Source organism: Sporosarcina quadrami, from assembly GCF_014836615.1.
In the GTDB taxonomy this organism is placed as follows: Bacteria; Bacillota; Bacilli; order Bacillales_A; family Planococcaceae; genus Sporosarcina; species Sporosarcina quadrami.
In genome coordinates, this window is sequence record NZ_JACSQN010000003.1 from 178,267 (window position 1) to 190,429 (window position 12,163).

13 protein-coding genes are annotated in these 12,163 nt (G+C 41.8%); 7 read left to right on the forward strand and 6 right to left on the reverse strand.

Annotation, left to right across the window (positions count from 1 at the left end; translation table 11 throughout):
• The first annotated feature begins 102 nt into the window (after positions 1-102).
• The 3 genes from fumC to H9649_RS04605 all read left to right on the forward strand — a co-directional run bounded on the left by fumC (position 103) and on the right by H9649_RS04605 (position 2,825).
• On the forward strand, positions 103-1,485 hold the full coding sequence (fumC, locus tag H9649_RS04595; protein ID WP_191693540.1) for a class II fumarate hydratase: 1,383 nt from the start codon (positions 103-105) through the stop codon (positions 1,483-1,485).
• Between the two features lie 103 nt (positions 1,486-1,588).
• The gene (locus H9649_RS04600; protein ID WP_191693541.1) at positions 1,589-2,089 is read left to right on the forward strand and encodes a PCYCGC motif-containing (lipo)protein; all 501 of its coding nucleotides are present in this window, start codon (positions 1,589-1,591) and stop codon (positions 2,087-2,089) included.
• Between the two features lie 205 nt (positions 2,090-2,294).
• On the forward strand, positions 2,295-2,825 hold the full coding sequence (locus tag H9649_RS04605; protein ID WP_191693542.1) for a DinB family protein: 531 nt from the start codon (positions 2,295-2,297) through the stop codon (positions 2,823-2,825).
• Between the two features lie 68 nt (positions 2,826-2,893).
• On the opposite strand, the gene H9649_RS04610 is transcribed toward H9649_RS04605, so the two are convergent.
• Positions 2,894-3,766 carry a DUF3298 and DUF4163 domain-containing protein gene (locus H9649_RS04610; RefSeq protein WP_191693543.1) on the reverse strand — a complete coding sequence of 291 codons (873 nt, stop codon included), beginning with the start codon at positions 3,764-3,766 and terminating at the stop codon, positions 2,894-2,896.
• The gene (locus H9649_RS04615; protein WP_191693544.1) at positions 3,763-4,260 is read right to left on the reverse strand and encodes an RNA polymerase sigma factor; all 498 of its coding nucleotides are present in this window, start codon (positions 4,258-4,260) and stop codon (positions 3,763-3,765) included. The genes H9649_RS04610 and H9649_RS04615 overlap by 4 nt, the downstream gene beginning before the upstream one ends.
• 143 nt (positions 4,261-4,403) lie before the next feature.
• On the opposite strand from H9649_RS04615, the gene H9649_RS04620 reads away from it, so the two are divergent.
• Together H9649_RS04620 and H9649_RS04625 are read left to right on the forward strand one after the other, a co-directional pair.
• Complete coding sequence (locus H9649_RS04620) at positions 4,404-5,060, forward strand: Dph6-related ATP pyrophosphatase (RefSeq protein WP_191693545.1); 657 nt, start codon at positions 4,404-4,406, stop codon at positions 5,058-5,060.
• 159 nt (positions 5,061-5,219) lie between these two features.
• Positions 5,220-5,771, forward strand: a complete 552-nt coding sequence (locus tag H9649_RS04625; RefSeq protein WP_191693546.1) for an integrase — start codon at positions 5,220-5,222, stop codon at positions 5,769-5,771.
• Positions 5,772-5,869: 98 nt separating this feature from the next.
• On the opposite strand, the gene H9649_RS04630 is transcribed toward H9649_RS04625, so the two are convergent.
• From H9649_RS04630 to nfsA, 3 genes are all read right to left on the reverse strand, one after another.
• Positions 5,870-6,196, reverse strand: coding sequence for a nucleoside triphosphate pyrophosphohydrolase (locus H9649_RS04630; RefSeq protein ID WP_191693547.1), 327 nt, complete (start codon positions 6,194-6,196; stop codon positions 5,870-5,872).
• Positions 6,197-6,207: 11 nt separating this feature from the next.
• Positions 6,208-7,377, reverse strand: coding sequence for a class I SAM-dependent methyltransferase (locus H9649_RS04635; protein ID WP_191693548.1), 1,170 nt, complete (start codon positions 7,375-7,377; stop codon positions 6,208-6,210).
• A 101-nt stretch (positions 7,378-7,478) separates the two neighbouring features.
• Entirely contained in the window at positions 7,479-8,210 is a 732-nt protein-coding gene (gene nfsA, locus H9649_RS04640) for an oxygen-insensitive NADPH nitroreductase (RefSeq protein ID WP_191693549.1), read from the reverse strand.
• Positions 8,211-8,299: 89 nt separating this feature from the next.
• Here nfsA and H9649_RS04645 point away from each other — a divergent pair, with 89 nt between their 5' ends.
• Positions 8,300-9,868: an FMN-binding glutamate synthase family protein gene (locus H9649_RS04645; protein ID WP_191693550.1), complete on the forward strand. Its 1,569-nt coding sequence runs from the start codon at positions 8,300-8,302 to the stop codon at positions 9,866-9,868.
• A 114-nt stretch (positions 9,869-9,982) separates the two neighbouring features.
• Complete coding sequence (locus H9649_RS04650; protein ID WP_191693551.1) at positions 9,983-11,617, forward strand: AMP-binding protein; 1,635 nt, start codon at positions 9,983-9,985, stop codon at positions 11,615-11,617.
• 110 nt (positions 11,618-11,727) lie between these two features.
• Here the strand turns inward: H9649_RS04650 and H9649_RS04655 are convergent, their stop codons facing one another.
• Complete coding sequence (locus H9649_RS04655; RefSeq protein ID WP_191693552.1) at positions 11,728-12,093, reverse strand: DUF2188 domain-containing protein; 366 nt, start codon at positions 12,091-12,093, stop codon at positions 11,728-11,730.
• Positions 12,094-12,163: the final 70 nt, after the last annotated feature.

Consider the following 12,163-nt stretch of genomic DNA (forward strand, 5'->3'; position numbering starts at 1 on the left):
GGACTCGGGAAACCGGGTCTTTTTATTTTATTTCAATCACAAAAAGGTGCATGATAGAGGAAGGAGTTTTCTTTCAATTTTATTCGAAAGGGTGGAGAAGTTATGGACTATCGTATTGAACATGACACATTTGGAGAGATTAAAGTACCTGCGGATAAATTATGGGGTGCACAAACACAGCGGAGTAAACAGAACTTTAAAATCGGTGGAGAACATATACCGCTTGGCGTCATCCGTGCGTTCGCCCATCTGAAAAAATCAGCAGCCATTGCGAGCCACTCATTTGGCAATCTATCTGAAGCGAAAATGAAGGCAATTTCAGCGGCTGCGGAAGAAGTGCTAGAAGGGAAATGGGATGACCAATTCCCACTTGTCGTCTGGCAAACGGGCAGCGGTACACAATCGAACATGAATATGAACGAAGTGCTTGCGAACCGTGGCAATCAGCTTTTGGAGGAATGGGGCGAAGAAGAGCGCTTGCATCCGAATGATGACGTCAACAAATCGCAAAGTTCAAACGACACATTCCCAACAGCGTTGCATGTCTCAGGCGTAATCGCTGTGGAACGAGAACTGTTGCCAGCACTTCAAAAATTGAAAGAAACGTTACACAAAAAATCCGAAGCGTTCATGGATATTATCAAAATCGGCCGGACGCATCTACAAGACGCGACACCACTTACATTAGGACAAGAAATCAGCGGCTGGCATCGCATGCTTGAGAAAACGGAAAAGATGCTGAATGATAGCGTGCAATCGATGAAGGAACTTGCCATCGGTGGAACAGCAGTCGGAACAGGACTAAACGCACCAAAAGGATTCGGAGAAAAAGTAGCAGAAGAAATATCCAAGTCTGTCGGCATTTCATTCACATCCGCAGATAATAAATTTCACGCGCTCACAAGCTATGACGAAGTCGTTTATACACACGGCGCGATGAAGGCCCTTGCAGCTGATTTGATGAAAATCGCGAACGACGTCAGATGGTTAGCGAGCGGTCCGAGATCAGGGATCGGAGAAATCACCATTCCTGAAAATGAACCAGGCAGTTCCATCATGCCAGGTAAAGTGAATCCAACACAAAGTGAAGCACTCACGATGGTCGTTGCCCAAGTAATGGGGAATGACGCAACAATCGGGTTTGCAGCGAGCCAAGGGAATTTTGAGCTCAACGTATTCAAGCCAGTCATTATCTACAACTTCTTACAAAGTGCGAAGTTACTGGCTGAAGGTATGGTAAGTTTCAACGACAATTGCGCAGTTGGCATTGAGCCAAACCGTGAGGAAATCGACAATAAAGTGAAAAACTCACTTATGCTAGTAACGGCATTGAACCCGCATATCGGTTACGAAAACGCGGCGAAAATTGCAAAAGCTGCACATAAAGAAGGAACAACTTTAAAAGAGGCCGCATTGAAGACAGGTTTATTAACAGAAGCGCAATTTGATGAATATGTAGATCCTTCAAAAATGATCGGTAAATAAACTTTTCGACTTGCAGATTAATTGTCCACAAATTTGTAACCCATCCAACTTACGTTCTCCGTTATGATGGAGGGACTATAACGAATGTAAGGAGTAGACTTTAATGAAAAAAAGCCTTATGCCTATTATGCTCATATTCGTCCTTGTCCTTTCCGCGTGCGGGAACAAGGCACACAAAGAGGATGATCATAGTGATGTAGCTGTTGGACATGAAAAGCATCTCCCGAACGGAGACTTGCAAGAAGTGACTGCATCCGCATCGGAATTACCAAAATTTCTAGCGGACAAACCGGAGGACATGCAACTTGTCTATCAAATTGCAGCGAATGCCGATGACATCCTTGCCTACATGCCGTGCTACTGTGGATGTGGAGAAAGCGCTGGACACAAAAGTAACTTGAACTGCTTCGTCGATGAAATCCGTGAAGATGGATCTGTCGTCTGGGATGACCACGGTACACGTTGCCTTGTCTGTCTCGAAATTGCTGTGAAATCCGTGCAACTGAAGCAAGAGGGCAAATCGCTGAAGGAAATCCGCAACTTCATTGACGAAACGTACAATGAAGGATACGCAAAACCGACAGATACACCGATGCCTGCATAATAACTAGAAGCTGCTCTTCGTTAGTCAGGGCGGCTTCTTTTCTTTTTGAGAATTTACATAAACCGCTCAACCAAGCGACCTAACACCTAGACAATTTACTTTTCTGAATATGCGCCTAGTACTTTAAATTTCCGCGAAAAGAGCGTAGACTGTGTGAATGAAACGGAATAACCCATAAATAGTTCGCAAGTAAAGGAGAGATGTAATGGTATTCGAGGGTAACAATAAAATCCGTCGAAAGATCTATCTGGCTATCGATGGGTTAACAGATGACGAATTCAACAAAATACCGTCTACAGGTGGATGGTCTCCGAAGCAAATCCTAGAACATCTGACATTGATGGAAACATATATAGCTACAAATATCTTAAGAGAGATGAAGAATCCCGCAAGCCGAAGAGTAGGTAAGAAACTGATGCTATTGCCGGACAGCCCAATGGTCAAAGGTGGCATGCCGAAGGAGACACTCCCTTCAGACACTTTTAAAACAATTTCTGAACTCAAAGTCGAACTGCATAATTCTCGTATTTATTTGCTTGACGTATATGATTCAAGCTGCAAAGATACACTCAAACAGAAGTCATTCGAACATCCGAACCTTGGATCAATACCGCTCTATCAGTGGTTTCCATTCGTTGGGCAGTACGAAAGGTGCCACCTCAAACGATTAAAGAAAACGATAGAAGAATTACTTATCAAAGATGGAGTTCCACAAATAAATACTACAAATAAATAAAATCCCCCGACAGCCGTCGCGGGGATTTTATATTTTAAAAAACCCGTACGCAATGTACGGGAGTTGTATTACTTAATATATACGTCACTCACTAACAAATCTGTCACAACTTCAGTTGGGATTTCAAACGTGATCATTCCCATATAACCAGGAGCGATTTCATATTTATCAAACGAGATGACAAGCTTACCTGCATCTGTAATATAGAATTGCTGATCCGCTTCAATCGTCGTAAAACCTTCACCGAAATCTTCTTCTGTAAAGTAGACGATATTCTCATCAGCTTTCATCTGACGCTCAATCTCCGTTTCAATATATGCACTGATAACCGGGATATATAGCTCATCCTTGAAAAGACTCGGCAACGTGATCAACACATTATCAATCTTATCAATCGTATCATAAGTAAATGTCGTCGATGAAGACCCGACCGTATTCACATAATAGCGTCCGATGGAAAGGATGCGCTCCGTATCAGTCTTCACTTCATACCCAGTATCGACACCAAGATGACCGCCACCAAACTCCTCCATATCTTTCATTTCTTCCTGGAACTCATCAAAAAGCGCTTTGTTCTCTGCCAAATATTTTTCATTCAACGAAGCTTGCAGCTCTTCATCCGCTAACCCCGTAATTGTCGGAGTGGCCAGGTTTGCAGAAAACCTCTCTTCCTTAAACACGATTTCATGTACCGTCAGAACTTGCACAATCGAACCGAGAAAAGGGACATTGCCCATCGCTTGTGCAAAAGAAGGACTCACATTAATGCTCCCAACAAAAATAGCAGCAGCAGCTGCCGTACCGATCATCCAATTACGGAAAACCGGACGTTTAGGGCTTTTTTCTTTTGATCGCCGAACAGCGTCGTTTACAACACTTTCAAGTTCCGGCGGAATTTCAATTGAATCATACTCTTTTTTCAACTTATCCAATTTACTCATAAGACTTTCTCCTCTCCCATTTCCACACGCAATTTACGCAAAGCTGCATATAAACGGGTTTTTACAGTGTTGACATTATCACCAGTAATCTCAGCAATTTCTTCAATCTTCATATCTTCAAAAAAACGTAACAAAATAATTGTTTTATAAGTCGGGGACAATTGGTCGACCGCTTCCTGCAAGTCGAAGTCCCTCACATTATTCTCAGAAGGGGGTAAATGGATATCTAGGATTTCGTCCGGCATAATCGATACCCGCTGATGCTTGCGGATGAAATCGATAGCGGTGTTCACGAGAATCCTGTAAAACCATGTTTTCATATACTTTGCTTCTTGCAAACCATCAATGGAGCGAAGTGCTTTAACAATCGCATCTTGTATAATATCAAGCGCATTCTCCTTGTTTTTCACATAGCTGAACGCCAGCCGATAATGGGCGTGCTGGTATTCAATGATAAAACGTTGAACCTGTTCGAACTTTTCATCTTTTGTCATGACAATCAGGTCACCTTCTTAAAAATTGACGTATCGCGATAGCGTCTTATTAATTTAGACGGACGGCTCGTGGAAATAGTTTGGAGAAGAAAAAAGTCCATATGGTATACTCATACGTATTATTATAAAGGAAGTGTTGTACGATGATTGAACGATTTGTCGCTTCGTGGAGCGGTGGAAAAGATTCGGCATTGGCTTTTTATCGTGCCAAACAGAAAGGCAGCGTGCCAGAACGACTTTTGACGATGTTCGAAGAAGACGAAGAGCGTTCGAAATCGCATGCTTTACCTATGGAAATCATTCAAGCACAAGCTAATAGTATAGGTATTCCACTTATGATTAGAGGTGCAGACTGGAATAGCTACGAGAGACAGTTTCTTGACGCTATGGAAGAATGCGTCCAAGATGGAATTCCCAACGGTGTTTTCGGAGATATTGATTTAGAGGAACATTTGAAATGGGTGCAGACAACTTGCGCAAAAGTGGGGATGAAAGCGATTCACCCGCTATGGATGGAACCCCGACGCAAACTGTTAGAGGAATTTGTGAGAGAAGGATTTGAAGCATATATTATCGTTGTGAACACTAAAATGATGCCAGCGAAGTACATTGGTCGTAAATTCACGATTGATCTAATGAATGAATTAGAAGCGTCAGGCATTGATTCGTGTGGAGAATCGGGTGAATTCCATACAGTTGTAGTTGACGGCCCGATTTTTAACGAGCGAATTGCGCTAACGTTTAACGGGCAACGTGAGCGAGACGGATATGTATTCATGGATGTTGAGTTGGAAGAATAGAATTACCTACTTAGCGCCATGAAATCGTGTTATTAGATTAATGAAAAACTCAATTTGGCATTGAAAATCATATACTGTTTTTATATAATGAACTGCATGTCTACTGTCAACTTCCTGTTAAATAGAGATTAGAAATATATAGATAGTCAGGGGAAAAGAATGGATGTAACCGAAGAAAGAATAACGAAAATCATCATATCGACGATGCAATCTGCCAATATGGATATAAAGTTGAAAGTGGAACAGTCCGGTGTCAATATGATGTACGATTTCATAAAAGATGAAGTGCTTGTAGATGTAGATCGAGTGCAAGCCGCATGTATGGAATTGCCGGATCCGATGGCATTGGGAACATATGTAAGTATTTTGACGATACATGAGCTAGGTCATGCAATGGATAGAGAAGCACTTCAGTCATCGTTGCAGCGTGCAATTGAATTGTATGAAGCGAAGAAACTTGTTGTTGCGGACAATAGAACAACAGATTTGACATATGTGACGATGTTGCTGGAAGAACATGAATCAGATATTGCTTTTGAAAAAACTGCCTGGGCTAATGCGGAGATTTTAAACCGCTTTTTTGGAATTGCCGAATGGGATAGCTTTGAAAAAGTGAAGGTGCATAGCTTATCCACTTATCAGGCTTCTTTTGAAAAGGATTTGAAGTTGTACAACGAGCTTCTAGGGGAAACGGAATTACTAATTCTTTAATTTTTGAGACTTCCTAAAACCATTTGCATCCTCCCAATAAAAAAGACGCTCTCCATAACGGAGAAGCGTCTTTTTTATTGGGAGAGCGTACGTGAACGTTATTCGTCGTCGACATCCATCAAGAGAATCCGTTCTTCAAATCCGCCACGTTTCTCGGCCTTTTGTTGCTGGATCTTCTCAAGTTCAGCTAGTGAAAAACCATGAAATACAGTGGCGGCATGAATTAGTTCAAGCAGATCTGCCAGTTCTTCAAGTGCGTCATCAGCAGTTTCCGACGTTTCATATTCTTCAAGTTCTTCATGCATTTTGCGGTTCAACTCAGCAATATAGTCCTCTTCGGTCAAAACCCTCGTCGTACACGATTGGCCAGATTTCTCGATAATTTGAGGGATGAAATCGCGTACAAGTTTGTTGTAAATTGGCATGAATTCAACTCCTAGATTTGGTGACCTGCTTCACGTAGCTCTTTCTCTAAAAACGGCTTGGCATTCAATAAGTCCCTAAATGCTCTATACCTGGCGATTTCGTCTGGATTTGGTTCTTTTCCTGAATGATAAGCGCGGATAAGAATGTTTTTTGGTGTATGTTCCATATCGATGAACTCCAGCAATTGCGCATCATAGCCGACGAGCGAAAGAAGCTCTGCTCGAATGGAGTCTGTCGCAAGTGCCGAAAAGCGTTCTTTTATTAGTCCGTGTTGCAACATGACGTTAAGCGCAGGTGACTTAATTTGTGAGAACAACTCGTGTTGGCAACAAGGGACACTTAAAATAACTTTTGCTCCCCATTTGACCGCTCTTGCAAGTGCCATATCCGTTGCAACGTCACAGGCGTGAAGGGTAACGACCATATCGACAGCTGTTTCTTCATTATATTCATTAATGTCGCCTACAAGAAATTCGAGTTGCTTATACCCGAGATCTCTCGCAATCACATTGCATTCCTCAATGACTTCTTTTTTCAGATCGAGCCCTGTTACCTGGATATCCAAGCCCTTTTCAATATGCAAATAATGATAGAGCGCAAACGTCAAATACGATTTGCCTGATCCGAAATCGAGAATCCGTACTGGACGATCACTTGGCAAGTGGGCAAGCGCATCGTCAATGTACTCCACGAAACGATTTATTTGCCGGAACTTGTCGTATTTCTGCTTTTTAACTTTCCCTTCAGATGTTTGTACACCTAGCCTAATAAGAAAAGGATATGGCGTTTCATCATCCAGTAAATAATTCTTCTTCCTATTATGCGACAAATTAACTGCTTTCTTCGTCTCAGTCTTTTCCGCTTTCCAAGAAACCTTGAATTTTTTCGTCAATTGAATATGCACTTTTTCATCGGTGAACTCGACTTGCATTTGCTTGAATTGTTCCAGTTGTTGTTGCAAAGCAAGACGGACATCTGACAATTTAACGTTTTCGTGTTTCAAAATGCGTTCGTAGTGATATTCAAATTGTATATGGATTTCATTTTTTATTTCCACTGGCTTCAGTTTCACTTTCATTAGCCCTGCTGATTTATAGCGTGGTTGGCTAATTGTTGCCTGGATAAATGCCCCTTCTTCGAATCGTTGCACAAGCGTGTCGATTAGTTCTTCAAATTGCATAACGTCGGACCTCTTTTCAGACAAGTATATACGTTTAACAATACCAAAAAGGATCAGTATAGGTGTGCTTTTAACACTTCACTTTAGCTGATCCTGAAAACTTAGTTGAATGTGAATCCGCGTTTTGCAAGGAATTCTTTCATGTATGTCCGTCTCGGTTCCGCTAAAAAATCTGCCATTTGCGTAGACCACAGTGAGTCTTTTTGATTGGACCCGCGAGACTGATAATAAGCGTTCATCGTGTCGTCATAGGCAGGCAAAATCTCATCATATTTAGTAAGATCATAGCCGTTTTCATGGATAATTGCTTCAACAGGTAATCTAGGTTTCACTTCATTTTCCTCTTCCGGAATACCGATAGTCATAGCGAACATCGGCGCGACACCTTCAGGTAAATGGAACAAATCACTGATTTCCTCTGGAGCATTGCGCACACCACCAATATAACAAATGCCATAGCCTTTTGATTCAGCTGCAATTGCAACATTCTGGGCAAACAGCGAGACATCGACAGTCGCGACAAGTGTACTCTCCGCATGGGAGTAATCGATTTGCTTACTATGCAGTTCAGCTGCTTTTTGCAATCGGTAAAAGTCTGCGCAAAAAATGAGGACAGCTCCTGCAGAAAGGATTTGACGAGGATTTTTAGCTAGATGAGCCAGTTGTTGTCGCTTAGTATCATCAGTTACATAAATGACTGAATAAGCTTGGACGAAATTAGAGCTTGCTGCATGCTGTCCGGCTTGAACCAGTTCAGCAACATCTTCCTTCGTTAACGGAATGTCTTTATAGTCCCGTACAGATGCGTGAGATTTCAATAAATTAATGACCATAATAATCCTCCTAAATTGTTTGGTTATTCTATATTAGTGGAATATACACATGTTACACTACAACTAACACTTGGAAAAGGGGTGCGGTAATGAGTTGGATAGAAAGTATATCAATCACTACAACATTAATTGTACTATTTTTGGTTGTTATTCCGATAACAGCAATCATTTTTCTTTATTTCTATGATAAACGACAAAAACAGCACGCGATTTTAAGGAACTATCCGATTCTCGGACGAATGCGCTATATGTTGGAAAAAACAGGACCGGAATTCCGTCAATACTTGTTCGATGATGACAATAAAGGTGAACCTTTCAATCGATTGGAATATTTACATATGGTTATGCCGGGGAAATATTTGAATAATGTTATCGGTTTCGGTTCAAAACGAGATTTTGAAGAACCGGGTTACTATATCCGCAACTCGATGTTTACAAAGCAGAACGAAGAGATGCGTGTAGATAATGAAGAACTAGTGAATACAATGCGTTATAAAGTCGATGAAGATGGCTTGTTCTCACGGAAAGAGCATCGTGAAGAAATCCCGGCATTGCCATGGCTTCTTCCTGAAGAAGATGCGATAGTACTTGGACCTAATTGCGAAAAGCCATTTCACGTAAGAAGCCTACTGGGGCAGTCAGCTATGAGTTACGGTGCATTAGGGGAAAATGCCATTACTGCATTATCAAAAGGAATCGGTATGGCGCGCGAGGCGTGGATGAATACCGGAGAAGGAGGACTATCACCACACCATTTGGCAGGCGATGCACATATTATTGCTCAAATCGGCTCAGGACTCTTTGGCTTCAGGACAGAAGACGGCGAATTCAGTTGGGAAAGGTTGCGTGAGAAGGCGGAAATTCCACAAGTGAAAGCTTTTGAGATTAAGCTTGCGCAAGGCGCGAAAATGCGCGGCGGTCATGTTGAAGGTGAAAAAGTAACAGAAGAGATTGCTAAAATCCGTAATGTTGTCCCTTATACGACGATAAACAGTCCAAATCGATTCAAGCAGTTCTCAGACTTTCCGACGCTATTCGACTTCATTGAAAAAATACGCGACCACGGTGGAAAACCTGTTGGTATCAAAGTCGTCATTGGCGGGCAACAGGACGCAGAGGAATTGGCGTCATTCATGCATGAAACGGGTAAAGGACCTGACTTCATTTCAATTGACGGAGCAGAAGGAGGTTCAGGTGCGACCTATCAAGACTTGGCAGACAGTGTTGGCTTACCGCTTAAATCATCTCTTATTCTACTTGATGATGCATTAAGAAAATATGAAGTCCGTGATAGAGTTAAGATTATTGCATCTGGAAAAATTACGACACCGGATAAAGCTGCAATGGCTTTAGCGATGGGAGCGGATCTTGTTCAAATCGCCCGTGGCTTTATGATTTCCGTCGGTTGTATTATGGCGCACCGTTGTCATACAAATGACTGTCCAGCAGGTGTAGCAACAACGGACAAGATTTTACAAAGAGGCCTAGTCGTAGAAGAGAAAAAGTTCCGTGTAACTAATTATATTTTGACAATGCGAGAAGGCCTATTCCGAATTGCAGCAGCAGCAGGTCTTGACTCTCCAACAAAACTCGAGCGTCACCATCTCGTTTATAAAGATGAAAGAGGCCGCGTTTTTCCTATAGAACAAAGGGATTGAAGACTATAGGACATTCAGAATAAAATAACTATTTAAGTAATTATGCCTAAGACTTCTTCCGAATTTTGTGATAATGTGTAACTATCAATAGATTCATAGGAAGGGGTCAGGTGGATGTCTTTGTTAAATCAAACAGTTGGCGATATTGTAAAGGAATGGACGGCAAAAAATCCTCTAAAGGAAGCGTATGTGTATCCAGAAATCGGTTTGCGAAGAACATATGAGCAATTCGATAATGAAACCGATGAGTTGGCAAAGGCATTCATCGGGATGGGCATACAAAGAGGGGAGCATGTCGCCATTTGGTCGGACAATAAGCCTCAATGGCTTCTTAGCCAGTTTGCAACAGGTAAAATGGGTGCGGTTCTTGTCACGGTGAATACGAATTACCAGGCAAAAGAGCTAGAGTACTTATTGGAACAATCTGATGCAACAACGTTAATAATGGACGAGAGCTTTAAAGGGACCGACTATATCGAGATTATCCGGTCGATTTGTCCAGAGTCATTGCTAACAGATGATGGTGTCATAACGTGTGCTAAACTTCCAAAACTCAAACGAATTATTCTTATGACGAATAGGCAAGAAAAAGGAATCTATAAATGGTCGGAATTCATGGTACATGCAACAGGCATTACCGATGAAGAACTCATTAAACGTCGACAGACAATGTCTCCTGACGATGTTATAAATATCCAATACACGTCCGGAACGACAGGCTTTCCTAAAGGTGTCATGTTGACACATCGTAATATTGTAAATAATGGAAAAATTATCGGTGATTATATGAAATTGACGGAAAATGACCGTATTTGTATTCCTGTACCATTCTTCCACTGTTTCGGTTGTGTCCTTGGTAATATGGCGGCCGTTACGCATGGTTCTACAATGGTCATCATTGAGCAATTCGATCCGTTGAAAGTATTGAACGCCGTCCAGGATGAAAAGTGTACAGCGCTTCATGGCGTTCCGACGATGTTCATTGCGGAACTTGAGCATCCTGAATTTCCTAAATATGATACATCTACATTGCGGACAGGAATTATGGCAGGTTCGACATGCCCGATTGAAGTGATGAAAAAGGTCATCACAGAAATGGGTGCTAGCGAAATTACGATTTGTTATGGACAGACGGAAAGTTCACCGGTCATTACGCAAACACAAACGGATGATCCGATAGAAAAACGTGTATCGACTGTCGGTAAGCCCCATCCGCATGTGGAAGTGAAAATTATCGACCCCTCAACAGGTGTTGAAATGCCTGCCGGAAGTCCAGGTGAATTGTGTACGCGTGGCTATCACGTCATGAAGGGATATTATAATGATGAGGAAGCAACAAGAGAAGTGATCGACGTGGATGGTTGGCTTCGGACGGGTGATTTGGCAGTGATGGATGGAGATGGATATATCGATATTACAGGGCGTATCAAAGATGTCGTCATACGTGGAGGAGAGAACATTTATCCACGCGAAGTGGAGGAGTTTTTGTATACACATCCTGACATATCAGATGTGCAAATTGTCGGTGTCCCCGATTCAAAGTACGGAGAAGAATTGATGGCTTGGATTATACCTAAGCATAATACGACTCTTACTGAAGAGTCAGTGCGTGAATTTTGCAAAGGCAACATCTCCCGCCATAAAATTCCGAAGTATATTCATTTTACGGATGAGTATCCGATGACGGCCTCGGGTAAAATTCAGAAATTCAAATTACGTGAATTATCAATGGAAGAAACATTAAGTTAATAGTTGTAAAGGTATATTGGACCGCTACCTGTCATCAGGAAAATGCGGTCCTTTTTGTATGCATGAAATAGGCAGACATGTCCATCATATGAATAGATAAAGATGTTGGATCAGTCATATAAGGTCTTTTCAAACGACCCGTCTTCATGATAGACGTTAAGGCTACCATCATGTTCATTCACATACGGCTTTGCTTTGTCGAGTAACGCACTTTTCGTTTCTTCTTTGAAAATGGCCCGTTCACCATTTTTTTTCATGAGGACCCAATCATTATCACGTGGACGGACTTCATATACATTGCGATCACTCTCGTTGCCTTGCACATACTCCCGTGCTTTTGTTGTTGCAATTGCGATAGCACGTCCTTCGTCTGTTCCTTCACGCAATAGGGCATTACTGATTTCAATCGCTTTGTCTCTTACGTCTTGTTCCAAATTCTTAAATGAGTCAGGATAATCATTTTTACTCCATGGCATAAAACCGCCTCCTTACTAGACGATTCCCATAAACCTGTCTGCTAAACATGCTTTAGCTTTTTTGAAATGA